Source organism: Streptomyces sp. NPDC020192 (assembly GCF_044388685.1).
Classification (GTDB): Bacteria; Actinomycetota; Actinomycetes; order Streptomycetales; family Streptomycetaceae; genus Streptomyces.
On the sequence record NZ_JBIRXG010000009.1, the window covers coordinates 239,870 to 265,444 of the forward strand.

General features: G+C 70.4%; 28 protein-coding genes. 22 read left to right on the top strand and 6 right to left on the bottom strand.

All coding sequences use genetic code 11. The features are described 5' to 3' along the window. The first annotated feature begins 58 nt into the window (after positions 1–58). The 8 genes from rpmG (at position 59) to ACH47Z_RS19750 (ending at position 3,956) form a co-directional block, all read left to right on the top strand. Positions 59–223 (top strand): 50S ribosomal protein L33, encoded by a 165-nt coding sequence (gene rpmG / locus ACH47Z_RS19715; protein ID WP_030651373.1) that lies wholly within the window; start codon positions 59–61, stop codon positions 221–223. A 9-nt stretch (positions 224–232) separates the two neighbouring features. Continuing rightward, on the top strand, positions 233–487 hold the full coding sequence (locus tag ACH47Z_RS19720) for a type B 50S ribosomal protein L31 (protein ID WP_399075214.1): 255 nt from the start codon (positions 233–235) through the stop codon (positions 485–487). Next, a complete protein-coding gene (locus tag ACH47Z_RS19725; protein ID WP_399075216.1) occupies positions 484–2,025 on the top strand; it encodes a GTP-binding protein in 1,542 nt (513 codons plus the stop codon). The genes ACH47Z_RS19720 and ACH47Z_RS19725 overlap by 4 nt, the downstream gene beginning before the upstream one ends. Next, positions 2,025–2,258 (top strand): 30S ribosomal protein S18, encoded by a 234-nt coding sequence (rpsR, locus tag ACH47Z_RS19730; protein ID WP_399075218.1) that lies wholly within the window; start codon positions 2,025–2,027, stop codon positions 2,256–2,258. The genes ACH47Z_RS19725 and rpsR overlap by 1 nt, the downstream gene beginning before the upstream one ends. A gap of 64 nt (positions 2,259–2,322) precedes the next feature. Then, complete coding sequence (locus tag ACH47Z_RS19735) at positions 2,323–2,697, top strand: VOC family protein (protein ID WP_399075220.1); 375 nt, start codon at positions 2,323–2,325, stop codon at positions 2,695–2,697. 7 nt (positions 2,698–2,704) lie between these two features. Further along, a complete protein-coding gene (locus tag ACH47Z_RS19740) occupies positions 2,705–3,052 on the top strand; it encodes an ArsR/SmtB family transcription factor (RefSeq protein ID WP_399075222.1) in 348 nt (115 codons plus the stop codon). Further along, positions 3,049–3,513 carry an SRPBCC domain-containing protein gene (locus ACH47Z_RS19745; protein ID WP_399075223.1) on the top strand — a complete coding sequence of 155 codons (465 nt, stop codon included), beginning with the start codon at positions 3,049–3,051 and terminating at the stop codon, positions 3,511–3,513. Before ACH47Z_RS19740 ends, ACH47Z_RS19745 begins: the two co-directional genes overlap by 4 nt. 170 nt (positions 3,514–3,683) lie before the next feature. Next, positions 3,684–3,956 (top strand): DUF397 domain-containing protein, encoded by a 273-nt coding sequence (locus ACH47Z_RS19750; protein WP_399075225.1) that lies wholly within the window; start codon positions 3,684–3,686, stop codon positions 3,954–3,956. A gap of 90 nt (positions 3,957–4,046) precedes the next feature. Here the strand turns inward: ACH47Z_RS19750 and ACH47Z_RS19755 are convergent, their stop codons facing one another. Next, positions 4,047–4,541: an ATP-binding protein gene (locus ACH47Z_RS19755; protein WP_399075227.1), complete on the bottom strand. Its 495-nt coding sequence runs from the start codon at positions 4,539–4,541 to the stop codon at positions 4,047–4,049. Positions 4,542–4,885: 344 nt separating this feature from the next. Here ACH47Z_RS19755 and ACH47Z_RS19760 point away from each other — a divergent pair, with 344 nt between their 5' ends. The 6 genes from ACH47Z_RS19760 (at position 4,886) to ACH47Z_RS19785 (ending at position 10,454) form a co-directional block, all read left to right on the top strand. Continuing rightward, on the top strand, positions 4,886–5,710 hold the full coding sequence (locus ACH47Z_RS19760; protein ID WP_399075383.1) for a helix-turn-helix domain-containing protein: 825 nt from the start codon (positions 4,886–4,888) through the stop codon (positions 5,708–5,710). Positions 5,711–5,844: 134 nt separating this feature from the next. Next, positions 5,845–7,308 carry an aldehyde dehydrogenase family protein gene (locus tag ACH47Z_RS19765; RefSeq protein ID WP_399075229.1) on the top strand — a complete coding sequence of 488 codons (1,464 nt, stop codon included), beginning with the start codon at positions 5,845–5,847 and terminating at the stop codon, positions 7,306–7,308. Positions 7,309–7,434: 126 nt separating this feature from the next. Beyond that, entirely contained in the window at positions 7,435–7,974 is a 540-nt protein-coding gene (locus ACH47Z_RS19770; RefSeq protein WP_399075231.1) for a DinB family protein, read from the top strand. A 24-nt stretch (positions 7,975–7,998) separates the two neighbouring features. Then, on the top strand, positions 7,999–8,640 hold the full coding sequence (locus tag ACH47Z_RS19775) for a PadR family transcriptional regulator (protein WP_399075233.1): 642 nt from the start codon (positions 7,999–8,001) through the stop codon (positions 8,638–8,640). 96 nt (positions 8,641–8,736) lie between these two features. Further along, on the top strand, positions 8,737–9,687 hold the full coding sequence (locus ACH47Z_RS19780; RefSeq protein WP_399075235.1) for an ATP-binding cassette domain-containing protein: 951 nt from the start codon (positions 8,737–8,739) through the stop codon (positions 9,685–9,687). A gap of 5 nt (positions 9,688–9,692) precedes the next feature. Continuing rightward, the gene (locus ACH47Z_RS19785; protein WP_399075385.1) at positions 9,693–10,454 is read left to right on the top strand and encodes an ABC transporter permease; all 762 of its coding nucleotides are present in this window, start codon (positions 9,693–9,695) and stop codon (positions 10,452–10,454) included. Between the two features lie 2 nt (positions 10,455–10,456). On the opposite strand, the gene ACH47Z_RS19790 is transcribed toward ACH47Z_RS19785, so the two are convergent. Together ACH47Z_RS19790 and ACH47Z_RS19795 are read right to left on the bottom strand one after the other, a co-directional pair. Further along, a complete protein-coding gene (locus ACH47Z_RS19790) occupies positions 10,457–11,863 on the bottom strand; it encodes a glutamate decarboxylase (protein WP_399075237.1) in 1,407 nt (468 codons plus the stop codon). A gap of 31 nt (positions 11,864–11,894) precedes the next feature. Then, complete coding sequence (locus tag ACH47Z_RS19795) at positions 11,895–13,181, bottom strand: ion channel protein (RefSeq protein ID WP_399075239.1); 1,287 nt, start codon at positions 13,179–13,181, stop codon at positions 11,895–11,897. A 132-nt stretch (positions 13,182–13,313) separates the two neighbouring features. Here ACH47Z_RS19795 and ACH47Z_RS19800 point away from each other — a divergent pair, with 132 nt between their 5' ends. Beyond that, on the top strand, positions 13,314–14,075 hold the full coding sequence (locus ACH47Z_RS19800; protein ID WP_399075240.1) for a MerR family transcriptional regulator: 762 nt from the start codon (positions 13,314–13,316) through the stop codon (positions 14,073–14,075). Positions 14,076–14,102: 27 nt separating this feature from the next. On the opposite strand, the gene ACH47Z_RS19805 is transcribed toward ACH47Z_RS19800, so the two are convergent. Continuing rightward, positions 14,103–14,468 (bottom strand): YbjQ family protein, encoded by a 366-nt coding sequence (locus ACH47Z_RS19805; protein ID WP_399075242.1) that lies wholly within the window; start codon positions 14,466–14,468, stop codon positions 14,103–14,105. Between the two features lie 157 nt (positions 14,469–14,625). Here ACH47Z_RS19805 and ACH47Z_RS19810 point away from each other — a divergent pair, with 157 nt between their 5' ends. Beyond that, positions 14,626–15,597 carry a VTT domain-containing protein gene (locus tag ACH47Z_RS19810; RefSeq protein WP_399075244.1) on the top strand — a complete coding sequence of 324 codons (972 nt, stop codon included), beginning with the start codon at positions 14,626–14,628 and terminating at the stop codon, positions 15,595–15,597. A 5-nt stretch (positions 15,598–15,602) separates the two neighbouring features. Here ACH47Z_RS19810 and ACH47Z_RS19815 read toward each other — a convergent pair whose 3' ends face one another. Both ACH47Z_RS19815 and ACH47Z_RS19820 read right to left on the bottom strand, forming a co-directional pair. Next, positions 15,603–17,258, bottom strand: a complete 1,656-nt coding sequence (locus ACH47Z_RS19815; RefSeq protein ID WP_399075246.1) for a threonine/serine exporter ThrE family protein — start codon at positions 17,256–17,258, stop codon at positions 15,603–15,605. Between the two features lie 107 nt (positions 17,259–17,365). Then, on the bottom strand, positions 17,366–17,857 hold the full coding sequence (locus ACH47Z_RS19820; protein ID WP_031115900.1) for an inorganic diphosphatase: 492 nt from the start codon (positions 17,855–17,857) through the stop codon (positions 17,366–17,368). A gap of 124 nt (positions 17,858–17,981) precedes the next feature. Between ACH47Z_RS19820 and dacB the strand changes: the two genes are divergently transcribed. The 6 genes from dacB (at position 17,982) to folE (ending at position 25,570) form a co-directional block, all read left to right on the top strand. Beyond that, complete coding sequence (dacB, locus tag ACH47Z_RS19825) at positions 17,982–19,538, top strand: D-alanyl-D-alanine carboxypeptidase/D-alanyl-D-alanine-endopeptidase (protein WP_399075248.1); 1,557 nt, start codon at positions 17,982–17,984, stop codon at positions 19,536–19,538. 67 nt (positions 19,539–19,605) lie between these two features. Then, on the top strand, positions 19,606–20,739 hold the full coding sequence (locus ACH47Z_RS19830; protein WP_399075250.1) for a zinc-dependent metalloprotease: 1,134 nt from the start codon (positions 19,606–19,608) through the stop codon (positions 20,737–20,739). Positions 20,740–20,930: 191 nt separating this feature from the next. Beyond that, the gene (gene tilS / locus ACH47Z_RS19835) at positions 20,931–21,962 is read left to right on the top strand and encodes a tRNA lysidine(34) synthetase TilS (protein WP_399075252.1); all 1,032 of its coding nucleotides are present in this window, start codon (positions 20,931–20,933) and stop codon (positions 21,960–21,962) included. Positions 21,963–22,039: 77 nt separating this feature from the next. Then, positions 22,040–22,600 carry a hypoxanthine phosphoribosyltransferase gene (hpt, locus tag ACH47Z_RS19840; protein ID WP_225097220.1) on the top strand — a complete coding sequence of 187 codons (561 nt, stop codon included), beginning with the start codon at positions 22,040–22,042 and terminating at the stop codon, positions 22,598–22,600. Between the two features lie 209 nt (positions 22,601–22,809). Next, positions 22,810–24,852 carry an ATP-dependent zinc metalloprotease FtsH gene (gene ftsH, locus ACH47Z_RS19845; protein WP_399075254.1) on the top strand — a complete coding sequence of 681 codons (2,043 nt, stop codon included), beginning with the start codon at positions 22,810–22,812 and terminating at the stop codon, positions 24,850–24,852. A 112-nt stretch (positions 24,853–24,964) separates the two neighbouring features. Then, positions 24,965–25,570 carry a GTP cyclohydrolase I FolE gene (folE, locus tag ACH47Z_RS19850; RefSeq protein ID WP_399075256.1) on the top strand — a complete coding sequence of 202 codons (606 nt, stop codon included), beginning with the start codon at positions 24,965–24,967 and terminating at the stop codon, positions 25,568–25,570. Positions 25,571–25,575 lie beyond the last annotated feature (5 nt).

Here is a 25,575-nt window from a genome sequence, read left to right on the forward strand (position 1 = left end):
GACGTAACTCTCCTCAAGCGCTAGTGCTAATGGAATTCATTTTCAGTAAGATACCAGCATGGCACGCAACGAACTCCGCCCGGTCATCAAGCTCCGGTCCACCGCCGGGACCGGCTACACCTACGTGACCCGCAAGAACCGCCGTAACGACCCGGACCGTATGACGCTGCGCAAGTACGACCCGGCCGCCGGCCGGCACGTCGACTTCCGAGAGGAGCGCTGAACCACCGCCATGCGCAAGGGAATCCACCCGGACTACGGGCCCGTCGTGTTCCGCGACCGGGCCGCCGACTACGCCTTCCTCACCCGGTCGACCATGACGAGCGAGAAGACGATCGAGTGGGAGGACGGCCACACCTACCCGGTGGTCGACGTCGAGATCTCGAACGCCAGCCACCCCTTCTACACCGGCACCGCACGGGTGCTGGACACCGCCGGGCGCGTGGAGCGCTTCGAGCGCCGGTACGGGAAGCGGGGCGGCGCGTGAGCCTGGCGGTGGCCGTCGTCGGCGGGCTGCACGCCGACGCGCGCAAGGCGGCCGTCGAGCGGTTGCTCACCGACGTGCCCGGCAGTGTCGTACTCCACCACGACCTGGCGACGGCCGCCGCCGGCACGGTCGTCCGCATGGTCCGCGACCGCGGCGGCGTCCTGTCCGCGGGCGAGACGCCCCTGGTCAACGACTGCGCGTGCTGTGCGCTGCGCGAGGATCTGGTGCCGGAGCTGCGCCGGCTCGCCGAGGACGGCACGACCCGGCTCGCGATCGTCGAGCTGTGGGACTCCGTCGAGCCCAAGGCGATGGCCGAAGTGGTCATCGCCGGCGGGCTGACGGTCACATCCGTGATCACCGCGGTCGATCCGGCGCTGGTGCTGCCGTACCTCGGCAACGGCGACGACCTCGCCGAAGCCGGCCTCGCCGCGGCCGCCACCGACCAGCGCACGGTCGCCGACACCTTCGCCCGCCAGCTGGAGTACGCCCCCGTCCTCGCCGTCGCCGACTCCCCGGAGGCCGACGACGAGGACCGCGCCCTGCTGGCCCAGCTCCACCCGACGGCCCGCCAGGTCCCGATCGGCCACGGCGACCTGGCGGGCGCCAGACCCACGCAGACCGGCGCCACGCCCACACCGGCGGGCGCCACGCCCGTACCGGCCGACGCGGCACCTGTACCGGCCGACGCGGCACCCGTACCGCCCGGTGCCGCGCCCACATGGCCCGGCGCCGCGCCCACACCGGCCGACCACGCACAGGCGCCGCCCGACGCCGCACCCGCGCCGCCCGACCACGCACCCGCGCCGCCCGGCGCGACACCCACGTCTGCCGACGGCACGCCCGTACCACCCGATGCGGCACCCGTACCGCCCGACCCCGCACCCACACCGCCCAGCGCCGCACCCGCACAGGAACCGGCGACTGCACGTGCGCCGAGCGCACCCGCGGCCCCGGAGGCACCGGAACCACCGGAATCGCCCGCGCCCGCCCTCACCCCCACCACCTCCCTGGCCCAAGCCGCCCTGGCCGGTTTCGACGTAGAGGCCGCCGCGGCCGCCCAGCACCCCGCCTGCGCCCTGCTCCCCACCGAGGCCGACGACCACGGCGTGTCCACCCTGGTCTGGCACCGTCGCCGGCCCTTCCACCCGGAGCGGCTGTACGTGGCGCTGGAGGATCTGACCTGTGCCGCGGCCCGCAGCCGGGGCCGGTTCTGGCTCGCCGACAAGCCCGACGTGCTGCTCCACTGGGACGCGGCCGGCGGCGCGCTGTGTGTGGAGAGCGCGGGGCCGTGGCTGGCGGCGCTGCCGGACGCCGCCTGGGAACTGATGCCGCCGGTGCGCCGGGCGGCTGCCGCACTGGACTGGCACCCGGAGCACGGCGACCGCTGCACCCACCTGGTCTTCACCTCGCCCGGCCTCGACCGCGACGGACTCGCCCACCTGCTGGAGTCCTGCCTGCTCACCGACGCCGAGTACGCCGCCGGGCGCGACGCCTGGAAGAAGCTCCCGCCCGCCTTCGACACCCTGCTGGAGATCTGATGTCCCGCAAGCCCGACCGCAAGCCCGCCCGCACCCGCCCGAACCCCCTGGACCAGGCCGGCGTCACGTACATCGACTACAAGGACACCGACCTGCTGAGGAAGTTCGTCTCCGACCGCGGCAAGATCCGCAGCCGTCGCGTCACCCGGGTCACGGCCCAGCAGCAGCGGCTACTGGCGCGGGCGGTCAAGAACGCGCGGGAGATGGCACTGCTGCCGTACTCGAGCAGGTGACCACGCATAGGTAGGCAATCTCCTACGGTTGATGCGTAGGAGATTGCCTACCTATTCTTCCGTCATGACCATCACGCACGCCTCATTCGTCACGCTTCCCGTCTCCGATCAGGACCGCGCTCTGCGCTTCTACCGGGATGTCCTGGGCCTGACGGTCACCTTCGACCGGGACCTGCCCCAGGGCCGCTGGCTCCAGGTCGCCCCCGAGGGGGCCCAGACCGTCTTCACGCTCTCCGGACCCGGCATGGGGGATTTCCGGCCCGGCTCCGCACGGGGGATCATGTTGGTCACGACCGACGTCGACGCGGACTGCGCGCGGCTCACCGCGGCCGGGATCCCCGTGCAGGGCCCGGACGAGCTGCCCTGGGGCCGCATGGCCTCCTTCACGGACCCCGACGGCAACGGTCTGATGCTGCTGACGGAGAAGGAAGGCTTCTGACCACTCGATGAACGGGACCGGTACGGCCGCCGAGGACCGCGTCTTCGCCGCGCTCGCCAACGCCACCCGCCGTGAGGTGCTGCGGCTGCTGCGGGAGCGAGGGCCTCAGCCGGTCCAGGCCCTCGCCGACCACTTCGACATGCGCCGCCCGAGCCTCTCTGAACACCTCAAGGTGCTCCGGGAGGCCGGCCTCGTCTCCGAGCAGCGCTCCGGACGGCAGCGCATCTACCGCCTCGAGGCCGCCCCGCTCGCCGACGTGCAGGACTGGCTCCATCCGTACGAGCGGTTCTGGCGCGAGCGGTTGCGGGGCCTCGGTGATCTGCTCGACCGCATGCCCGACGATGACCAGCCATGAGCCACGTACCCGACGACGATCTCACCACCATCCGCGTCGACCAGTTCTTTCCGCATCCGCCCGCCAAGGTCTGGCGCGCCCTGACCGACCCAGAGCTGCTCGTCCAGTGGCAGATGCCCGGGGCCGAGGGCTTCCGGCTGGAGGTCGGGCATCGGTACCGGATGACCTCCGTCCCGCGTCCCAACGCCCGCTTCTCCGGGGTCGTCGAGGTACAGGTGCTGGCATACGACGTCGGGCGGACGCTGTCCGTCCGCTGGGTGGATGCCGATCCCGCCAGTCCCGCCGACTGGACGATCACCTGGACCCTGGAACAGGAAGGGCGCGGAACGCGTCTGTTCCTTGTGCACGAGGGATTCGATCCGGACGACCCTGCTCAGCTGATGGCGCGGAAGATCATGGACGGGGGTTGGCGGGGGCATGTCCTGCCTGCTCTGGGGCAGACGCTGGAACAGCTCGGCTGACGCAGGCGTCTCCCCGCCGGGTAAAGCGAACGTCAAAGCAGTAACCGTTAGAACACCGCGCGTGCACGTGCATTTGCTCATGCATCTGCACGTGAACAGGGTTATGATCCGGGTCAGTTGACTACAGCATCTATGGCCACACCAGCCAGTGCACCACCGGGGAGCGACCTGTGGACCGCGACGTTGACGGCGTGTACGGGGGGTACGACGTGTACAACGGCATGGCTGCCGCGCAGCTGGACGGCAAAGTGGCCTGGCAGAAGAGCAGGCACAGCAACTCACAGGGCTCCTGCGTGGAGTTCGCCCGGTTGCCGGGCGGCGACGTCGCCGTACGCAACTCGCGCTTCCCGGACGGGCCCGCGCTCGTCTACACGCGCGCGGAGATCGAGGCGATGCTCCTCGGCGTCAAGGACGGCGAGTTCGACCATCTGATCGCGAGCTGACGCCTCGCGGTACACCCCTGCATCCGTTTTTGGCAACGATGTCGGGGTGTACGCGCGTAGAACCACGGCGCCCGTGAGTGCCGTTCCGCGTCAGCCGGCCGACTGGAGCCGGAACAGCGCCCAGACGACCTTGCCGTCGAGCGTGCCCGCGAGCGGGTGCCAGCCCCAGCTGTCGGCGAAGGAGTCGACCAGGAACAGCCCGCGCCCGGACTCGGCCGAGAAGTCGTCCGACTCACGCGGTGCCGGGGTCTCGTGGCTCGGGTCGCGCACCGCGCACACCAGTCGCTCGGTCCAGCGCATCAGGTGCAGCCGTACGGAGGGCTGATGCTCGGCGCACCCCGTGTCGGCCGGCACCGCATGGCGCAGGGCGTTGGTGACGAGTTCGGAGACGACCAGACATATGTCGTCGAAGCGGTCGCCGACGTCCCACTGGCCGAGGGTGGCGCGGGTGAAGCGCCGCGCTTCGCGCACCGCTTCGTAGCGGGCGGGCAGGGCGCACGAGGCGGCATCCGACACGGCCGCGGGATCCAGCGGCGGAAGGCCCTGCCGTAACGGCTTGAGCATGGTCGATCCATTCGTTCCCATGCGAGGCACTCCCGGGAATTCGCGGTCGTTGCGATGCAGCGGTGGCGCGGCACCATGGTTTCGGATGCGCAGAGCAGATGCAAGGGCAGATGCACGTGCACGCGACCGAAATGGCACCGCCCGTACCGCTTCTTGGCCATTTTTTCTGCCAACTTCACGCCGCTGTCGCCAGTGGTCCTGACCTCTTCCCGGCATGGACCAGGCAGAAACGGCCGAGCTCTTTCCGTTTCCGTAACCGGACGAGTACTGCTCGGAGTGTTTTAGTGGCAGACTGCGGGCCCTGAAGACGGTTGGGGAGGCTGGCGAACGTGAGCGCGGGAGAGCCCGGATCGGTGGTGCGGCGGATGCTGCTCGGCTCGCAACTCAGGCGGCTGCGTGAAGCACGGGGGATCACGCGCGAGGCGGCGGGGTATTCCATCCGCGCCTCCGAGTCGAAGATCAGCCGGATGGAGCTGGGCCGGGTGAGCTTCAAGGTCAGGGACGTCGAAGACCTGCTGACGCTGTACGGCATCACCGACGAGGCGGAGCGCCAGTCGCTGCTCTCCCTCGCGCGCGAGGCCAACGTGGCGGGCTGGTGGCACAGTTACACCGACGTCCTGCCCAGCTGGTTCCCCACCTATGTCGGCCTGGAGGGCGCCGCCTCGCTGATCCGCGTCTACGAGGTGCAGTTCGTCCACGGCCTGCTGCAGACAGAGGAGTACGCGCGCGCGGTGGTCCGGCGCGGTATGAAGGGCGCGAGCCCGGACGACGTCCAGCGCCGGGTCGCCCTGCGCCTGGAGCGGCAGCGGCATCTGCTCGCGAACGACGGCCCGGAGTTCCACATCGTCCTCGACGAGGCCGCCCTGCGCCGCCCGTACGGCGACCGCGAGGTGATGCGCGGCCAGCTCCAGCACCTCATCGAGATCTCCGAGCGGCCCAACGTACGGCTGCAGGTCATGCCGTTCAGCTTCGGCGGGCACTCCGGTGAGAGCGGCGCCTTCACCATCCTCAGCTTCCCCGACGCCGACCTGTCCGACGTGGTCTACCTGGAGCAGCTGACCAGCGCCCTCTACCTCGACAAGCGCGAGGACGTCGCCCAGTACGAGCAGGCGCTGAAGGAACTCCAGCAGGACAGCCCGGGCCCCGACGAGAGCCGGGATCTGCTCAGGGGCCTGCTCCAGCTGTCCTGAGGGGTGCCCAGGGGTTATCCCTGAGAGGCCCCTTGTTCTTGTGAGGTTTCCCTCAACTCACTTGAAACACAAGTACGATGACGTGTGATCAGACCTGGCGTAGATCTGGTGTTCGCTAGCGATTGAGGGATCACATGGCGTCGTCCTACTTCAGCGACCTGGCCCAGCAGTACATCGACGGCGAGTGGCGTCCGGGCACCGGCTCCTGGGACGTCATCGACTTCAACCCGTACGACGACGAGAAGCTGGCCTCGATCACGGTGGCCACGGTCGACGAGGTGGACCAGGCCTACCGGGCCGCCGCCCGCGCCCAGAAGCAGTGGGCCGAGACCAACCCCTACAGCCGGCGCGCGGTCTTCGAGCGGGCGCTGCGGCTGATAGAGGACCGCGAGCAGGAGATAGCCGACCTGATCATCGCGGAACTGGGCGGCACGCGCGTGAAGGCCGGTTTCGAGCTGCACCTCGCCAAGGAGTTCCTGCGCGAGTCGATCCACCTCGCGCTGCGTCCCGAGGGCAAGATCCTGCCCTCCCCGGGCGACGGCAAGGAGAACCGCGTCTACCGGGTGCCGGTCGGCGTCGTCGGCGTGATCAGCCCGTTCAACTTCCCCTTCCTGCTGTCCCTCAAGTCGGTCGCCCCGGCCCTCGCGCTCGGCAACGGCGTGGTGCTCAAGCCGCACCAGAACACCCCGATCGCGGGCGGCACCCTGATCGCGAAGATCTTCGAGGAGGCCGGGCTGCCCGGCGGCCTGCTCAACGTCGTCGTCACCGACATCGCCGAGATCGGCGACGCCTTCATCGAGCACCCGATCCCGAAGGTCATCTCCTTCACGGGCTCCGACAAGACCGGCCGGCACGTCGCGATCGTGTGTGCCAAGCACTTCAAGCGCTCGGTGCTCGAACTGGGCGGCAACAGCGCCCTGGTGGTCCTCGACGACGCCGACCTCGACTACGCGGTGGACGCGGCGGTCTTCAGCCGGTTCGTGCACCAGGGCCAGGTCTGCATGGCCGCCAACCGGGTCCTCGTGGACGCCTCCGTCGCCGAGGAGTTCACCGAGAAGTTCGTCGCCAAGGTCAGGACCCTGAAGGTGGGCGACCCGCGCGACCCGCAGACCGTGATCGGCCCGGTGATCAACTCCCAGCAGGCGAACGCCCTCTCCGGCACCGTCGAGCAGGCGCTCGCCGAGGGCGCCACGGCCCTGGTGCGGGGCGCCACGGAGGGCAACCTGGTCGCGCCCAGCGTGCTCACCGACGTCCCCGCCGAGTCCGCGCTGCTCCAGCAGGAGATCTTCGGCCCGGTCGTCTTCCTCATACCGTTCGACGGTGAGGAGGAGGCGGTCCGCATCGTCAACGACACCCCGTACGGCCTCAGCGGCGCCGTCCACACCGGTGACATCGAGCGGGGCGTGGCCTTCGCCAAGCGGATCGACACCGGCATGTTCCACGTGAACGACGGCACGGTCCACGACGAGCCGCTCGTGCCGTTCGGCGGCGAGAAGCATTCCGGCATCGGCCGCCTGAACGGCGAGACCACGCTGGAGGCCTTCACCACCATCAAGTGGATCTCGGTCCAGCACGGGCGCAGCGGCTTCCCGTTCTGACGTTTCCGACGTTTTTGAAAGTGTGTGAAAGTGGCGGGCCATTGAGGTCAGGATCTGACCTCAATGGCCCGTACTTTCATCAGTGTCAGGGCAGAGAGCCCCGGCAACGACGAAAGGCGGCCGGCCATGGTCACGCACGTACCGGCGGAGGCACAGGGCGACGAGCGCGGGGCGCTGCTCGCGTTCATCGAGGAGCAACGCGGCGGCATCCGCCGGGCGCTGCTCGGGCTGACGGAGGAGCAGGCCCGTACCCGCCCCACCGCCGGTGAGCTGTCGCTCGGCGGGCTGCTCAAGCATGTCGCCGAGGTCGAGCAGACATGGATCGCGCGGGCGAAGCAGGAACAGCCGGCCGTCCATCGCGACCAGTCGAACTGGCACGAGTGCTTCCGGCTGACCGACGACGAGACGGTCGCGGGGCAGCTGGCGTACTGGGAACAGGTCGCCGCCGAGACCGAGAAGTTCATCCGCTCCGCGCCGAGCCTGGACGACACCTTCCCGCTGCCGCCCGACCCCTGGTTCCCGCCGGAGGGCCGCGTCTCGCTGCGCTGGGTGTGTCTGCACCTGATCCGCGAGACCGCCCGGCACGCGGGCCACGCCGACATCATCCGGGAGTCCCTGGACGGAAGGACGGCGTTCGAGCTGGTGGCCCTGGAACAGGCCGGATAGCGGTACGGCCATACCCTGGACCGTATGTCAGCGATCCGTCTTCTCGTGCTGGGCGCGGTCCGTCAGCACGGGCGGGCCCACGGCTATCAGGTCCGCAACGACCTGGAGTACTGGGGCGCGCACGAGTGGTCCAACGCCAAGCCGGGCTCGATCTACCACGCCCTGAAGCAGATGGCCAAGCAGGGGCTGCTGCACGCGCACGAGATCGCGCCGTCCACGGCGGGCGGCCCGCCGCGCACCGAGTACGAGATGACGGAGAAGGGCACCGAGGAGTACTTCGCCCTGCTGCGCGCCGCGCTGGTCACCTACGACCAGCGCGGCGACGTGAAGGCGGCGGCCATCGGCTTCATGGTCGACCTCCCCCGGGCCGAGGCGGTGGCCCTGCTGAAGGAGCGCACGCGCCGGATCGAGGCGTGGCGGGCCTCGGTCACCGAGCACTACGTGCCCGAGGAAGGGCCCGGACAGCTCGGTCACATCGGCGAGATCATGAACATGTGGGTCCACACGGCCGACTCCGAGGCCGAGTGGACCCACGGCCTCGTCGAGCGCCTGGAGAACGGCGCCTACACCTTCGCCGGCGAGGGCGAACCGTTCGTCGGTGTCCTCGCCGGGGACCAGGAGAACCCGTACGCGACGGGGGAGCGGCACCCGGAGGACGATCGCTGATCCAGCGATCGAGGTAGCTAATCAAGTTTGACCAATGCTCTGCGCGGCGTTACCTTCGAGGCACGTAGTCAAGTTTGACTAGCGAAGGAGTGAGCAGTGGCCGACCCGGCGATCACCGTCGAGGACGCACGCAAGACCTACGGCACGAAACACGCCCTGAACGGCCTCGGCCTGCACGTCACGCGCGGCACCGTGCACGCCGTGCTGGGCCCGAACGGCGCGGGCAAGACGACACTGGTCCGGATCCTGTCCACCCTGCTCAGGCCGGACGCCGGCCGGATCCGGGTCGCCGGGCACGACGTCGTGACCGAGGCCCGCGCGGTGCGCCGCCGTGTCGGTCTGCTGGGCCAGTACGCGGCCCTGGACGAGCAGCTGGACGGCCGGCAGAACCTGGAGATGTTCGCCCGCCTCCACCACCTCGGCGCCCGCCACGCGCGCGTGCGTGCCGCCGAGCTCCTGGAGCGCTTCGGCCTCGCCGACACCGGCCGCACCCCGCTCGCCGGCTACAGCGGCGGCATGCGCCGCCGGCTCGACCTCGCCGCCTCCCTGATCACCGACCCCGAGGTGCTGTTCCTCGACGAGCCCACCACGGGCCTGGATCCGCGCGGCCGCGCCGAGGTCTGGTCCTCCGTCCGCTCCCTGACCGGCGCCGGTACGACGGTCCTGCTCACCACCCAGTACCTGGAGGAGGCCGACCAACTGGCCGACCGCATCGCCTTCGTGGACCACGGCCGGGTCGTCGCCGACGGCACCCCGGACGCGCTGAAGACCCTCACCGGCGGCGACCGCGTCGACGTCGTCCTGCGCGACGCCGGGCAACTGGGGGCCGCCGTAACCCTGTTGCCCCTCACGAGCGTCTCGGTGGACGCGGACCGCCGGTTGCTCAGCGCGCCGGTCACCGACCGCATGGCCGCGCTCTCGGCCGTCGTACGGGCCCTTGAGGACGCCGGAGTCGAGGCCGAGGACATCGCCCTGCGCCGGCCCACCCTGGACGAGGTCTTCCTGCACCTCACGAACGACACCGATCGAGCGAAGGCGGCCGCGTGAGCGTGATGAAGGTGTATGCCCTGACCGACTCCTGGACCATGACCCGGCGCGAACTCGCCCACTGGGCGCGGCAGCCCGCACAGCCGTTGGTCGCGCTGCTCTTCCCGGTCATGCTCCTGCTGATGTTCGGCTACCTGATCGGTGGCGGCCGGGGCGTGGACGGCGACTACGTTGACTTCCTGGTGCCCGGCACGGCCGTACTCACCATGGCCTTCGGCCTGGAGGGCACGATGATCGCGGTCACGCAGGACCTCACCAGGGGCGTCATCGACCGGTTCCGTTCGCTGCCGATGGCGGACGGCGCGGTGCTGGTGGGCCGTTCGGCCGCCGACATGCTCCAGTCGGCGGCCGCGCTGACGCTGACGGGCGCGGTGGCGTGCGCGCTGGGCTGGCGGCCCCACGGCGGCCCCGGGGCCCTGCTCGCCGCCGCCGGCCTGCTCCTCCTGCTCCGCTTCGCCATGCTGTGGATCGGCATCCACCTCGCCCTGGTCGCCGGGCGGCCGGAGATGATCCAGGCGGTGCAGATCCTCGTCTGGCCGGCGGGCTTCCTCTCCACCGCCATCGCCACCCCCGGCTCCATGCCCGGCTGGCTGGGCACGGCCGTCCAGTGGAACCCGCTGTCCCAGACGGCGACGGCCGTACGCCATCTGCTGCACGGCCCCGGCAGCGCCCCGGGCCACACCTGGCCGGCCGTCCTGTGGCCGCTCGCCCTGCTGGCGGCGTTCTTCCCGCTGGCGGTACGGAAGTTCGCACGCCTGGGCGGGTAGCCCTAGTGATGGAAGCCGGTCGCCGCCTCCTTGTCCCGGGTCAGGGGGTGCGGCTGCCGGCGCAGTTCGGGCAGCAGGCGGGTCAGGTCGGCCAGGAACAGGTCGGCCAGGTCGTGGGAGAAGCCGTTGCGGCACACGACCCGCAGGACGGACAGGTCCTGCCGGTTCTCCGGGAAGGTGTACGCGGGCACCAGCCAGCCGCTCTCGCGCAGCCTCCGCGAGACGTCGAAGACGTCGTACGACGTGACGTCGTCGGCCGTGGTCAGCGCGAACACCGGCAGCTCGTCGCCGTGTGTGAGCAGCCGGAAGTCGCCCAGTTCCCCGATGCGCCCGGCCAGTGAGCGCGCCACGTCCCGGGTCGACTGCTGGACCGCCCGGTAGCCTTCGCGGCCGAGCCGCAGGAACGTGTAGTACTGCGCGACCACCTGCGCGCCGGGCCGGGAGAAGTTCAGCGCGAAGGTCGGCATGTCGCCGCCCAGGTAGTTGACCCGGAACACCAGCTCCTCCGGCAGCGCCTCCGCGTCCCGCCACAGCGCCCAGCCGACGCCCGGGTACACCAGCCCGTACTTGTGCCCGGAGGTGTTGATGGAGGCCACGCGCGGCAGGCGGAAGTCCCACACCAGGTCCTCGTCCAGGAAGGGCGCCACCATGCCGCCGGACGCGCCGTCCACGTGCACCGGGATGTCGAGCCCGGTGCGTTCCTGGAGGGCGTCCAGGGCCGCGCACAGGTCGGCGATCGGCTCGTAGGAGCCGTCGAAGGTCGAGCCGAGGATGCCGACGACCCCGATGGTGTTCTCGTCGCACAGTTCGGCCGCCGCCTGCGGATCCAGGTGGAAGCGGTCGCCCTCCATGGGCACCAGCCGGGCCTCCACCTCCCAGAAGTTGCAGAACTTCTCCCAGCACACCTGGACGTTGATCCCCATGACGAGGTTCGGGCGGGCGCCCGGGTAGCGGTCGGCGTTGCGTCCGGCCCAGCGCCGCTTCAGCGCCATCCCGGCCAGCATGCACGCCTCGCTGGAGCCGGTCGTCGAACAGCCCACCGCCGCCGACGGGTCCGGCGCGTTCCACAGGTCGGCGAGCATCGCCACACAGCGCCGCTCCAGCTCGGCCGTGCGCGGGTACTCGTCCTTGTCGATCATGTTCTTGTCACGGCACTCCGCCATCAGCACCCCGGCCTGCGGCTCCATCCATGTGGTGACGAACGTGGCCAGATTCAGCCGGGAGTTGCCGTCCAGCATCAGCTCGTCGTGCACCAGCTGGTACGCCGTGGAGGGGGCCAGCGGGCCGTCCGGGAGCCGGTGCGTGGGCGGGGCCTCGGTCATGCCGCCGACGGGATTGGCCTCGCCGTAGAACGGGTTGACCGACATCGCCCGCTTCTGATGCCTCTCGGGACCTTGGTGCAGGGCCATGAAACGTGCCTCCAGGAAGGACGGGAAGGTGTCAGCGGACCGGGCTGCCGTCCGGCCGCAACTGCATCTGCGGACGCCCCGTCACCAGCAGCCAGGCCGGCAGCGAGGCGACGCACAGCAGGGTGAGGATGGTGGGCGAGGCCACCAGTACGGCGGCGGTGAACAGGCTCACCCAGCCCTGCCGCGTGATCGCCAGGAGCATGCCCAGGACGCCTGTCGCCACGCCCAGCGAGGGGTGCACGGCCGGAACGAGCGCATGGGCGGCGAGACCCAGTGACGCACCGACGAAGACCGCGGGGAAGATACGGCCGCCGCGGAAGCCGCAGGACGCGGCGACCACCAGCGCGGCCAGCTTCACCACCGCCATCAGGGCGAACCGCCCCGCCGACCAGCCCTCCGGGTTCCGGGCCAGTTCGCCGACCTCCGACAGCCCCTTGAACAGCGTCAGATGACCGCCGAGCGCCGCCAGCGCCCCGAGCACGACCCCGCCGGCCGGCAGCATCAGCATCGGGTGCCGCAGCCGTCGGAAGCCCGCGTGGACGTACGGGAAGGCGTACACCGCGGCCATGCCGAGCAGCGCGGCTGCCGAGGCGATCACCAGGCCCGCCAGCAGGTCCTTCGGGTGCGGACGGCCCATCGCCGGCAGCCCCAGGTCGAGGGTCGGGCGGGCCACCAGGGCCGTCGTCATGGCCCCGCTCGCCCCGGCGGTCAGCGGCGCGAACACGTTGTCCCACAGCCGCCCCCGCATCGGCCGGCCGGCCAGCGCCTCGGAGACCACCAGCGCCGCCGCCACCGGCGTGCCGAACAGCGCGCCGATCGTGGCCGCCTCGGCCAGCACCGGCCACAGCGTGTCCGGCGTCCGGGGGAGCAGGCGCGTGCCGAGCGAGACCGCGAGGCCCACGTTCACGGCGATGATCGGGTTCTCCGGGCCGAGGCTCGGACCGCCGGCCAGCATCAGCGCGTTCGCCAGCACCAGCCCCGGCAGCACGGCCGGCGGCATGACCGGGGCGTCCAGCCCGAGGGTGGCCGGGTCGGGGCCGGCGTGGCCCGGGACCTTCCAGACCACCAGTCCGACCGCGATCCCGGACGCCACGAGCACGGCGAACATCCACGCCACCGAGTACCGGCCCACCCCGAGCGCGTCCGGCAGCGGCCCCCACAGCAGATGCTGGAGCTTCTCCGCCGCCGCGCTCACCCCGACGAAGACCAGGGCCGCGGCCACGCCCACCGCGACGGCGGGCAGGATGAACGGCAGCAGCGCGCGTGCCGGGGCCGGGGAAGCGGTCGGCGGCTGCCGCGCGTCGGTTTCCTGGGCCACGGGGTCACCATAAACGGGACAAACAGGACTTAATACCCGCAACATCCCGGGCGTCCCGAGCGGAAACCGGCTTGCACCTCACGTGACGTGAGGCCTCAGCGTGGAGGGCGTACCGACGACAAGGAGCGGAAAGTGAGCTACTCCGTGGGACAGGTCGCGGGGTTCGCCGGGATCACGGTGCGCACCCTGCACCATTACGACGAGATCGGGCTGCTCGTGCCCGGCGAGCGCACGCACGCCGGCCACCGGCGCTACACCGAAGCCGACCTCGACCGGCTCCAGCAGATCCTGTTCTACCGGGAGCTCGGCTTCCCGCTCGACGAGGTCGCGGCCCTGCTCGACGATCCGACGGTGGACCCGAGCGCACACCTGCGCCGCCAGCACGACCTGCTGACCGCCCGGATCGAGAAGCTGCAGAAGATGGCCGCGGCCGTGGAGCACGCCATGGAGGCACGCACGATGGGCATCCAACTCACCCCCGAGGAGCGGTTCGAGGTCTTCGGGGACAAGGACCCCGAGCAGTACCGCGACGAGGCGGAGCAGCGCTGGGGCGACACGGAGGTGTACGCCGAGTCGCAGCGCCGCGCCGCCACCTACACCAAGGAGGACTGGAAGCGGATCAAGGCCGAGGTCGACGACTGGCAGGAGCGGTACGCCGCCCTGGTGGCCGCCGGCGAGCCCGCGGCCGGTGAGGCCGCGATGGACCTGGCCGAGGAGCACCGGCAGCACATGACCCGGTGGTACTTCGAGGTGCCGTACGAACTGCACCGGTGCTTCGCCGGGATGTACGTCTCCGACGAGCGCTTCAAGGCGTACTACGACGCCATGGGGCCGGGCCTCGCCGAACACCTGCGCGACGCGATCCTCGCCAACGCCGACCGGCACACGGCCTGACGGCCCCGGCCCGGGAGTGCGCGGGGTTCACTCCCGGGCCAGGACCACCGCCGTCCCGTACGCGCACACCTCGGTGCCCACGTCGGCGGCCTCCGTCACGTCGAACCGGAACGCCAGCACGGCGTTGGCGCCACGCGCGCGTGCCTGCTCCACCAGGCGCTCCATGGCCTGGTTGCGGGTCTGCACGAGTGTCTTGGTGAGACCCTTCAGCTCGCCGCCGATCATCGACTTCAGCCCCGCGCCGATCTGGCTGCCGAGGTGCCGCGAGCGCACGGTGAGTCCGAAGACCTCGCCGATCACCTGCTGCACCTGGTATCCGGGCACGTCGTTCGTCGTCACGACCAGTACGTCCGGCTGGGGCCCCTGGCCGCCGCCGTAGTCTTCGAGTCCCATGAGTCACAGCTTTCTCTCGGTTGTCCCACAGCGCATCCTGGAGCCACCGGTGGAACCTGGGGCGGTCACTTCACGTTGATAGCTTTGGGCGGCACTCACAGGGAAGTGCGCCGTTCTGCCGCCGCAACCGCCTTCACCCCCTCAGGAGCCCGGACCCGTGATGACACTCGCCCTCGGCCCGAGCTGGCTGGATCCCAACACCCTTCTCGACAAGTTCGGCATCTGGGGCCTGCTGCTCGTCGTCTTCGCCGAGTCCGGCCTGCTCATCGGCTTCTTCCTGCCCGGTGATTCGCTGCTGTTCACGTGCGGCCTGCTGATCACCTCGCACCAGCTGAACTTCCCGCTGTGGGGAGCCGTCGGCCTGATCTGCCTCGCCGCGATACTCGGCGACCAGGCGGGCTACATGTTCGGCAAGAAGGTCGGCCCGTCCCTCTTCAACCGCCCGGACTCGCGCCTGTTCAAGCAGGAGAACGTCACCAAGGCGCACGAGTTCTTCGAGAAGTACGGCCCGAAGTCCCTGGTCCTGGCCCGCTTCGTGCCCGTGGTGCGTACGTTCACGCCGATCATCGCCGGCGTCAGCGGCATGAAGTACCGCTCGTTCCTGGTCTTCAACGTCATCGGCGGCACCCTGTGGGGCGCGGGCGTCACCCTGCTCGGCTCCTGGCTGGGCAACATCACCTTCGTCAAGAACAACATCGAGGCGATCCTGATCCTGATCGTCCTCGTCTCGGTGGTCCCGATCGCGATCGAGTTCCTGCGGGCCCGCGGCAAGGAGAAGAAGGCGGCCGCCACCCGCCCCGAGCCCCAGGCCGTCCCCCAGCAGCCCCAGCCCGCGTACCAGCACCAGCCGGTGATGGACGACGCGACGACGCAGCTGCGCCGCATCGAGCCGGAGCAGCAGCCGTACGACTACCCGTACGAGCAGCAGCAGCCGTACCAGCAGCCCCAGCATCAGCAGCCGGAGCAGCAGCCCCAGCATCAGCAGGGGCAGCAGCAGTACTGGAACCAGGGCTATGACAACCAGTACTACGACCAGGGGCAGTACCCGCAGCAGCAGTACGACCAGAGCCAGTACGGCCAGAACGGGTACGACCAGAGCTCGTACCCGAACGGCTACCGCAACCCCTGAGCCGTTCAGAACCCCCTGGTCCGCTTGGCGGCCCGGCGCTTCCCGGCGGAGCCGACCCGGAGGAACAGCCGGGAGATCTCCGACCCCAGGTTGACCCCGATGGCGATGGCCATGGCGAGTGACGCCGCCTTGGCCAGCGACACCAGCCCCTGGTCCACCTGGTTCTGGGCCATGTTCAACAGCCCGAAATACGTGGCGGAGCCGGGCAGCAGCGGTCCGATCGCCGCCGTCGTGTACGGCAGCGCCGACGCGAACCGGTAGCGGGACAGCAACTGCCCGAACAGGCCCACCAGCCCCGCCGCCACCGCCGTGGAGGCCACCGGCGAGATGTCCCCGACGTAGTGCATCGCGCCGTACACCGACCAGGCCACGCCCCCGTTGAGGGTCACCCAGAGCACGGTCGAACGTTCCTGCTGGAGCAGGACCGCGAAGGTCAGCGACAGCACCATGGACGCGGCGATCTGGATCAGCGGCCGTTCGTTGATGACGACCGCCACGTCCGGGTTCAGCTTGCCGCCGACCTTCACGCCGAAGTACAGGACGACCAGCACACCGGTGACGATGCCGACGAAGAAGTACATGACCTCCAGCAGGCGGGCGGAGGCGGTGATGTAGAAGCCGGTCAGGCCGTCCTGCACGCCCGCCACCAGCGCCCGTCCGGGCAGCAGCGCGAACAGTCCACCGGTGACCACGGCGGACGCCTTCACGTCGACGTGGGCCAGCGCGAACGCCACCCCGATCGCGGCGGGCGGCATCGCGGCGATCGTGAACTGGTAGAACTCCGGCAGCCCGCGCCCCGCGCACAGCCAGGCCAGCCGGTCGCCGAGCATCGCGCCGACGGCCGCCGCGACGAACACGATCAGGTCACCGCCGACCAGGATGGAGGCCGCACCGGCCAGCACCCCACTGGCCAGGGTCAGCGCCCAGCCGGGGTAGGGGTGCCGGTTGCGGCGGATCTCCGCCAGCCGCCGGTAGGCCTCCTCCAGGGAGACATGCGTCTCCGGGTCGGTCAGGTCGTCCACCAGCCGGAACACGGCCGCGAGCCGCGTGTAGTCGGTGCCCCGCCGCCGTACCGTCCGCGACGCCGTGACCGGGTCGTCCACCAGCGACGGCTGGTGCGAGATGGACAGCAGGGTGAAGGTGACGTTCGGCTCGCAGCGGTCCAGGCCGTAGGAGCGGCACACCGCGAACATCGCGGCCTCCACGTCCTCCGCGCCCTCGCCGCCCGCCAGTAGCAGCTCCCCGATACGCAGCGTCAGGTCGAGCACGCGCGGAACCGCCGGGCCCTCCTCGTCGTGCCGCTGCACGGGCTCCGGCGCGGGCCGCTCGGCCACCGGCATGCGCAGCATCGTGCGCATCCGGTCCTGCCACGGCGCGTCCTTGACGAGGCTGACCAGCGGCACCCCGGTGGCCGGCGTGAACGCGGCCGGCGCGTACTCGGCGCTGTAGGTGCTCGGGGTGGTGAACGCCGACCCCTCCGGCTCGGCGCTCGGCGGCTCCGGTGTCCGAAGCCCCTCCGGCATGGCGAACTCGGACGTGGTCTCCGGCTCACCGCCGCTCTCGGGGACCTCGATGCCCTCGGGAATGGCGAACTCGGACGTGATCTCCGGGTCGTACCGCGCCTCGTCCGACCGGGGCTTGCGGTCCTCCGCCTCCGTCACCTCGCACCGCTCCCTGAACAATTCCTTCCGCTGGCCTCAGTATGCGCACAGATGCGCGAACGGGCCGCACGCGCACGCGTACGGCCCGGTCAAGCTGGACTGCTCGCTCAGTGGCCGCCCTGCTCCTTGAAGCGCTTGTAGGACCGCTCGATCTCGGCCTCGGCGTCCGTGCGGCCCACCCAGTTGGCGCCCTCGACGGACTTGCCGGGCTCCAGGTCCTTGTACACCTCGAAGAAGTGCTGGATCTCCAGGCGGTCGAACTCCGACACGTGGTGGATGTCCCGCAGGTGCTCCACACGCGGGTCGGTGGCCGGAACGCACAGCAGCTTGTCGTCGCCGCCCGCCTCGTCCGTCATGCGGAACATGCCGATCGCGCGGCACTTGATCAGGCAGCCCGGGAAGGTCGGCTCGTCCAGGATGACCAGCGCGTCCAGCGGGTCGCCGTCCTCGCCGAGGGTGTTCTCGACGAAGCCGTAGTCGGTCGGGTAGGCGGTCGAGGTGAAGAGGCGACGGTCCAGGCGGATCCGACCGGTCTCGTGGTCCACCTCGTACTTGTTGCGCGAACCCTTCGGGATCTCGATCGTGACGTCGAACTCCACCGGTGGCTCCTCCATGATCAGCACATAGTTCTGGTGGTTAAGTGTCCCTCACGCAGGTGTGTGATCGCGAAAGGGGCTGGTGGTCGTGCCAGAGCCGAGGCCGTGGCGGGCCGCAGGACCGCAGATGAAGCGGATCGCGAACGCCGTACGACCGCGCCTGGCGCGGGCGGCGACGGCCGTGCGGCCGCGGGTCGCGCGGTTGACGCGGGCCCTTGTGTCCCGGTCCCCGCACCTCCCCCGTCCGCGAGCCGTCAGGACCTGGCAGTACACCGCGGGCGCCGCCACCGCCGGCCTCGCGCTCGCCGCCGGCGTGGTGACCGCGGCCGGCCCCTGGGACGCCGACGGCCAGCGTACGGCCGAGCGGGACCGGGCGATCGCTCTGGAGCGCTCAGGTGGCGCAGATCACGGCGACTCCGGTACGGCCGAGGCGGCCCCACTGCCCGCGCCGAGCGCCGCGCCCGTCCTGACGGGCCTGGGCGCCGCGACGGACGCCGTGGGCACCAAGAAGGCCGCCCCGGGCGGAAAGCCCCTCTCGGACGTCCTGGAGCCCCTCCTGGACGTCCCCGCGCTCGGCGCCGGCCACGCGGCGGCCGTCGTCGACCTCACCACCGGCAAGCGCCTGTACGGCAGCGGCGACGGCCAGGCCCTCACGCCCGCCTCCACCACCAAGATCGCCACCGCGGTCGCCGCCCTGTCCGCCCTCGGCCCCGACCACCGCTTCACCACCCGCGCCGCCCTCGAACCCGACACCCGCGAACTCGTCCTCGTCGGCGGCGGCGACCCGACCCTGACCGCCCACAAGGAGGCCGACAACTGGGCCAGCCTGCGGCAGCTCGCGGCGGACACCGCGCAGGCACTGAAGAAGCGCGGCATCCACACGATCACGCTCTCCTACGACACCACCCTCTTCACCGGCCCCGCCCTGCACCGCATCGGCGTCAACGACAACCTCGCCCCGGTCAGCGCCCTGACCGCCGACGAGGGCCGTACCAACGACTCCACCAGCGGCCCGGCCCCGCGCGTGGCCGACCCCGCGGTGGACGCGGCGACCAGGTTCGCGACGTTCCTGAAGTCCGCCGGCATCACGACGACACCCCCCGGCCCCTCGAAGGCCTCCACGCGCGCGCAGACCCTCGCCACGGTCTCCTCGCCGCCGCTGTCCGACGTGGTCGAGCGGATGCTGACCAACAGCGACAACGACATCGCCGAGACCCTGGCCCGGCAGACCGCGCTCACGAGCGGACAGCCAGGCAGCTTCGACGGCGGCGCCAGGGCGATCTCCGCGCGGCTGACCAAGCTGGGCCTGCCGATGGCCGGTGCGTCCTTCCACGACGGCAGCGGCCTCGACCGTGACGACCGGCTGACCGCCGACCTTCTGACCGGCCTCCTCGTCACGGCCGGTGACCCGTCCCGCCCCGGCCTGCGCCCCGTCCTCACCGGCCTGCCCATCGCCGGCTTCACCGGCACCCTGACCAGCCGTTACGCCGACGGCGCGGCCGGCGTCGTCCGCGCCAAGACGGGCACCCTGACCGGCGTCAACGCCCTGGCCGGCACGGTCGTCGACGGCGACGGCCGCCTCCTGGCCTTCGCCTTCATGGCCTCCGGCACGACCGACCCCCAGGAGGCCCAGTCGGCCCTGGACCGGACGGCGACGGCGCTGGCGGGGTGCGGTTGCGGCTAGTACGCGCGCGTGCCTGACCCGACGTCGGACACTGCCCCAAGTGGGGAGGCTCACGTACGGTTGACGCATGACTGGCTTCGGTGGCACCACATCTCCCGGGATGGTCGACTGGAACCTCGCGGTCGCGACCGCGACACGGCTCGTACGGCCGGGCCCCGACGTCAGCCGTGACGAGGCACGCGCGGTCGTCGCGGAGCTGCGCCGGCACGCGAAAGCCTCGGAGGAACACGTCCGGGGCTTCACTCGTATGGGCACCGAGGAGAGCCACGACACGCCCGTCCTCGTCGTCGACCGCCCCGGCTGGGTCCGCGCCAACGTAGCCGGCTTCCGCGAGATCCTCAGGCCCCTGCTGGAGAAGATGCAGGAACGGCGGACCGGCAGCCCCGGCAGCGCGGTCCTCGGCGCCGTCGGCGGCAAGGTCACCGGCGTCGAGCTGGGCATGCTGCTGTCGTTCCTGTCCTCGCGGGTCCTCGGCCAGTACGAGACCTTCGCCCCGGCCACCCGCGAGCTGCCCGCCGGTGAGAACGGGGGCGGCCGCCTCCTGCTCGTCGCGCCCAACATCGTCCACGTCGAACGCGAACTCGACGTCGAACCGCACGACTTTCGCCTGTGGGTGTGCCTGCACGAGGAGACGCACCGCACGCAGTTCACCGCCGTGCCCTGGCTGCGCGACCACCTCGAGGGCGAAATCCAGTCGTTCTTGGCGGAGACCGACGTCGACCCCATGACCTTCCTGGAGCGCGTCCGGGAGGCCGCCCAGTCCCTCGCCGGGGGCCGCCCCGAGGGTGAGGAGGACGACGGCGGCCGCTCCTTCGTGGAGCTCGTGCAGACCCCCGCCCAGCGCGAGATCCTCGGTCGTCTCACCGCCGTGATGTCCCTGCTGGAGGGCCACGCCGACTACGTCATGGACGGCGTCGGACCCAGCGTCGTACCGTCCGTCGCCGAGATCCGCGAGAAGTTCCAGCAGCGCCGCGCCAAGGGCGCCTCCCGGCTCGACCTCGCCTTGCGCAAGCTGCTGGGTCTGGATGCCAAACTGAGGCAGTACCGGGACGGCGAGAGGTTCGTGCGAGCCGTCGTCGAGCAGGTCGGCGTCGACGGTTTCAACCGCGTGTGGACCTCGCCCAACACCCTTCCCACCAAGGCCGAGATCGCCAAACCGGCGGACTGGGTCGCGCGGGTGCACCGCAAGGCCGAGTCGTGAACATGACGGGTACGTCGTGAAACGAATCCGGCCTGCGGCAGGCGAACGCCCCTTCAATCACCCGTCCGAGGGACCGTCGGCCTTGCGTAGGCGTGCAATGCTCGGGGAACCTCCCGATTCTGTCACCATCTACACACTCTGAGTGACCGATCTCGGGCTCACCCCCGACAACTTCATGAAGGGAACCGACCATGGGTCCCCATCCTGCGGTCGCGGCGATACGCCTGGCGGTCCGCCGCGTCCTCCACGACATCCTCAACGACCACACCTCGATCTCGGGCAAGCCGAGCCGCACGGCCGAGCGGCCCCCCTCCCCGCTCGTCCTCGTCGCGTGCTCCGGCGGCGCCGACTCCATGGCCCTCGCCTCCGCCCTCGCCTTCGAAGCGCCCAGACTGGGCGTGCGCGCCGGAGGCGTCACCGTCGACCACGGCCTCCAGCCCGGCTCCGGCCTGCGCGCCGACGAGGTCGTGCTGCGCCTGCGCGGCCTCGGCCTCGACCCGGTCGAGTCGATCGCCGTGACCGTCGGCCGCGAGGGCGGCCCGGAAGCCGCCGCCCGTGACGCCCGCTACGCCGCCCTGGACGCCGTCTCCGAACGGCACGGCGCCGCCGCGATCCTGCTCGGCCACACCCGCGACGACCAGGCGGAGACCGTCCTGCTCGGCCTCGCCCGCGGCTCCGGCATCCGCTCCCTGTCCGGCATGGCCGCGGTCTCGGGGGCCGGCGGCCGTTACCGGCGCCCCTTCCTCCAGGTCGACCGGCAGACCGCCCGCAAGGCCTGCATGGTCCAGTCCCTCCCCGTTTGGGACGATCCTCACAATGCCGACCCCGCCTACACCCGCTCCCGGCTGCGGCACGAGGGTCTGCCCGCCCTGGAGAAGGCCCTCGGCAAGGGCGTCGTGGAGGCGCTCGCCCGCACCGCCCAGCTCTCCCGCGACGACGCCGACGCCCTCGACACCTGGGCCAGCCAGGCCGAGACCTCCGTACGGGACGCCGCCGGCCTGCTGGAATGCGCCAAGCTGTACGCCCTCCCGCCCGCCGTACGCCGACGCATCCTGCGCCGCGCCGCCATCGAGGCCGGTGCCCCGGCCGGCGCGCTGTTCGCCCGTCACATCGAGGAAGTCGACCGGCTGATCACCGGCTGGCGCGGCCAGGGAGCCATCAATCTCCCGGGCAAAGTCGTCGCCCAGCGCCAGGGTGGCAGACTGGTGATTCGGCAAGGCTGAATCCCGACCCCTCGCGGAGCGATCCTCCGGCGGGCCGGGGCGGCCGCCGGGCCGTAAGTGCGGGACGACCGAAAGTGATGCGGGTGGACGCGAAAGACATGGGTGCCGACCTCGAGAAGGTGCTCATCACCAAGGAAGAGATCGACGCGAAGCTGGCCGAGCTGGCCGCGAAGATCGACGCGGAGTACGCGGGCAAGGACCTGCTCATCGTCGGCGTCCTCAAGGGCGCGGTGATGGTCATGGCGGACCTCGCCCGGGCGCTGTCCACCCCCGTCACCATGGACTGGATGGCCGTGTCCTCGTACGGCGCGGGCACCCAGTCCTCCGGTGTCGTACGGATCCTCAAGGACCTCGACACCGACATCAAGGGGAAGCACGTCCTGATCGTCGAGGACATCATCGACTCCGGCCTGACCCTGTCCTGGCTGATCAACAACCTCGGCTCGCGCGAGCCCGCCTCGCTGAAGGTGTGCACGCTGCTGCGCAAGCCCGACGCCGCGAAGGTCGCGATCGACGTCGAGTGGGTCGGCTTCGACATCCCCAACGAGTTCGTCGTCGGCTACGGCCTCGACTACGCCGAGAAGTACCGCAACCTGCCGTTCGTCGGTACGCTCGCGCCCCACGTCTACGGCGGCTGAACCGAAATGTGAGCCAGTCGGCTCAAGCCTTGTAGGACGATCGGGAACCCCGGCGGGTTCCGCGCCGTTGAAGCATGCGAGGACGGGCATCCCGGCCGTTCGAAACGCTTCGTGCGGCTTCGGACACAGCGACGCTGGGGTACCGTCAGAAGAACTGTCTTATCAAACTCACTATGGCAGGAGGGACGGGGCGACACCGCTCCGTATGGATGGACGTGAAGCGATACTTCCGTGGGCCGGTCATGTGGATCGTGCTGGCCGTCCTTGCCGTGGTCGTGTTGATGCAGGTCGTCGGCTCGTCCGGCGGCTACAAGACGGTGGACACCGGCCAGGTCGTGGCGGCGATCAATGAGAACAAGGCCCAGTCGGCCAAGCTGACCACAGGCGACGAGCAGACCATCAAGGTCACGCTCAAGGACGGCTACAAGGTCGACGGCAGCTCGAAGATCCAGGCGAGCTACGTCGGCGACCAGCAGGGCAGCCAGCTGGCCACCAACCTTCAGACCAGGTACGAGAGCAAGCAGATCCCGGACGGCTACACGGTGTCGCCATCCAAGCAGAACCCGTTCGTCGGCGTGCTGCTCTCCCTGCTGCCCTTCGTCCTCATCGTGGTCGTCTTCCTGTTTCTGATGAACCAGATGCAGGGCGGCGGCTCGAGGGTGATGAACTTCGGCAAGTCGAAGGCCAAGCTCATCACCAAGGACACCCCGAAGACGACGTTCGCCGATGTCGCGGGCTGTGACGAGGCCGTCGAGGAGCTCCACGAGATCAAGGAGTTCCTGCAGGAGCCGGCCAAGTTCCAGGCCGTCGGCGCCAAGATCCCCAAGGGTGTGCTGCTCTACGGCCGCCCGGGTACCGGCAAGACGCTGCTCGCGCGCGCCGTCGCCGGCGAGGCGGGCGTGCCGTTCTACTCGATCTCCGGTTCCGACTTCGTCGAGATGTTCGTCGGTGTCGGTGCCTCCCGGGTCCGTGACCTGTTCGAGCAGGCCAAGGCGAACGCCCCGGCGATCGTCTTCGTCGACGAGATCGACGCGGTCGGCCGCCATCGCGGCGCCGGCCTCGGCGGTGGTCACGACGAGCGCGAGCAGACCCTGAACCAGCTGCTCGTCGAGATGGACGGCTTCGACGTCAAGGGTGGCGTCATCCTGATCGCCGCCACCAACCGGCCCGACATCCTCGACCCGGCGCTGCTGCGGCCCGGCCGCTTCGACCGCCAGATCGCGGTCGACCCGCCGGACCTGCAGGGCCGTCTGGAGATCCTCAAGGTTCACCAGAAGGGCAAGCCGGTCGCGCCCGACGTCGACCTGTCCGCCGTCGCCCGCCGCACCCCGGGCATGACCGGTGCCGACCTCGCGAACGTGCTGAACGAGGCCGCGCTGCTCACCGCCCGTGGCGACCAGAAGCTGATCGACAACAAGGCGCTGGACGAGGCGATCGACCGCGTGGTCGCGGGCCCGCAGAAGCGGACCCGGATCATGTCGGACAAGGAGAAGAAGATCACCGCGTACCACGAGGGCGGTCACGCCCTGGTCGCGGCGGCCTCGCCGAACTCCGACCCGGTCCACAAGATCACGATCCTGTCCCGCGGCCGAGCCCTCGGCTACACGATGGTCCTGCCCGACGAGGACAAGTACTCGACCACGCGCAACGAGATGCTCGACCAGCTCGGCTACATGCTGGGCGGCCGCGCGGCCGAGGAACTGGTCTTCCACGACCCGACCACCGGCGCCGCGAACGACATCGAGAAGGCCACCAACCTGGCCCGCGCGATGGTCACGCAGTACGGCATGACCGAGCGGCTCGGCGCGATCAAGTTCGGCGGCGACAACAGCGAGCCGTTCCTCGGTCGTGAGATGGCTCACCAGCGCGACTACTCGGAAGAGGTCGCCGCGCTGGTCGACGAAGAGGTCAAGAAGCTCATCGAGAACGCGCACAACGAGGCCTGGGAGATCCTGGTCGAGAACCGCGACGTGCTCGACCAGCTCGTCCTTCACCTGCTGGAGAAGGAGACCCTGGGCAAGGAGGAGATCGCCGAGATCTTCGCCCCGATCGTCAAGCGCCCGCCGCGGCCCGCCTGGACCGGCTCCTCGCGCCGCACCCCGTCCACCCGCCCGCCGGTGCTCTCCCCGAAGGAGCTGGCGCTGACCAACGGTGCGAACGGCGCGACGGCCGCGATCAGCACGGTCAAGTCCACGGCGTCGGAGTCCGCCCCGGTGACGGAGCAGACCCCGGAGGACCGCCCCGAGAGCTGATCGGGTTTCGGCCAACCGGCCCGGAATGAATGCCGCGCCCCCCAGGGTTCTAGCCTGGGGGGCGCGGCATTTTCCTTATGCACGCATGTGGACGACAGGAGCGAGGCACCAGATGACCGACCCCGTGACGCTGGACGGTGAGGGACGCATCGGCGAGTTCGACGAGAAGCGCGCCGAGAACGCCGTACGGGAACTGCTGATCGCGGTCGGTGAGGACCCGGACCGCGAGGGCCTGCGTGAGACCCCGGGCCGGGTGGCGCGGGCGTACAAGGAGATCTTCTCGGGGCTGTGGCAGCAGCCGGAGGACGTCCTGACGACGACGTTCGACATCGGGCACGACGAGATGGTGCTCGTGAAGGACATCGAGGTGTACTCGACCTGTGAGCACCACCTGGTGCCGTTCCGGGGCGTCGCTCACGTCGGATACATCCCGTCGACGTCCGGAAAGATCACGGGGCTGTCCAAGCTGGCCCGGCTCGTGGACGTCTACGCCCGCCGCCCGCAGGTGCAGGAGCGGCTCACGACGCAGATCGCGGACTCCCTGATGGAGATCCTGGAGCCCCGGGGCGTGATCGTGGTCGTGGAGTGCGAGCACATGTGCATGTCCATGCGCGGTATCCGCAAGCCGGGGGCGAAGACCATAACGTCGGCCGTCCGCGGTCAGCTGCGGGACGTCGCCACACGGAACGAGGCCATGAGCCTGATCATGGCGCGCTGAGCTCG

Coding starts and splice junctions, on each gene's coding strand:
- rpmG (WP_030651373.1), top strand. CDS start 59: ATGGCACGCAACGAACTCCGCCCGGTCATCAAGCTCCGGTCCACCGCC.
- ACH47Z_RS19720 (WP_399075214.1), top strand. CDS start 233: ATGCGCAAGGGAATCCACCCGGACTACGGGCCCGTCGTGTTCCGCGAC.
- rpsR (WP_399075218.1), top strand. CDS start 2,025: ATGTCCCGCAAGCCCGACCGCAAGCCCGCCCGCACCCGCCCGAACCCC.
- ACH47Z_RS19735 (WP_399075220.1), top strand. CDS start 2,323: ATGACCATCACGCACGCCTCATTCGTCACGCTTCCCGTCTCCGATCAG.
- ACH47Z_RS19740 (WP_399075222.1), top strand. CDS start 2,705: ATGAACGGGACCGGTACGGCCGCCGAGGACCGCGTCTTCGCCGCGCTC.
- ACH47Z_RS19745 (WP_399075223.1), top strand. CDS start 3,049: ATGAGCCACGTACCCGACGACGATCTCACCACCATCCGCGTCGACCAG.
- ACH47Z_RS19755 (WP_399075227.1), bottom strand. CDS start 4,541: ATGGGAACGAATGGATCGACCATGCTCAAGCCGTTACGGCAGGGCCTT.
- ACH47Z_RS19760 (WP_399075383.1), top strand. CDS start 4,886: ATGCTGCTCGGCTCGCAACTCAGGCGGCTGCGTGAAGCACGGGGGATC.
- ACH47Z_RS19765 (WP_399075229.1), top strand. CDS start 5,845: ATGGCGTCGTCCTACTTCAGCGACCTGGCCCAGCAGTACATCGACGGC.
- ACH47Z_RS19770 (WP_399075231.1), top strand. CDS start 7,435: ATGGTCACGCACGTACCGGCGGAGGCACAGGGCGACGAGCGCGGGGCG.
- ACH47Z_RS19775 (WP_399075233.1), top strand. CDS start 7,999: ATGTCAGCGATCCGTCTTCTCGTGCTGGGCGCGGTCCGTCAGCACGGG.
- ACH47Z_RS19785 (WP_399075385.1), top strand. CDS start 9,693: ATGAAGGTGTATGCCCTGACCGACTCCTGGACCATGACCCGGCGCGAA.
- ACH47Z_RS19790 (WP_399075237.1), bottom strand. CDS start 11,863: ATGGCCCTGCACCAAGGTCCCGAGAGGCATCAGAAGCGGGCGATGTCG.
- ACH47Z_RS19805 (WP_399075242.1), bottom strand. CDS start 14,468: ATGGGACTCGAAGACTACGGCGGCGGCCAGGGGCCCCAGCCGGACGTA.
- dacB (WP_399075248.1), top strand. CDS start 17,982: ATGAAGCGGATCGCGAACGCCGTACGACCGCGCCTGGCGCGGGCGGCG.
- ACH47Z_RS19830 (WP_399075250.1), top strand. CDS start 19,606: ATGACTGGCTTCGGTGGCACCACATCTCCCGGGATGGTCGACTGGAAC.
- tilS (WP_399075252.1), top strand. CDS start 20,931: ATGGGTCCCCATCCTGCGGTCGCGGCGATACGCCTGGCGGTCCGCCGC.
- hpt (WP_225097220.1), top strand. CDS start 22,040: ATGCGGGTGGACGCGAAAGACATGGGTGCCGACCTCGAGAAGGTGCTC.
- ftsH (WP_399075254.1), top strand. CDS start 22,810: ATGGACGTGAAGCGATACTTCCGTGGGCCGGTCATGTGGATCGTGCTG.
- folE (WP_399075256.1), top strand. CDS start 24,965: ATGACCGACCCCGTGACGCTGGACGGTGAGGGACGCATCGGCGAGTTC.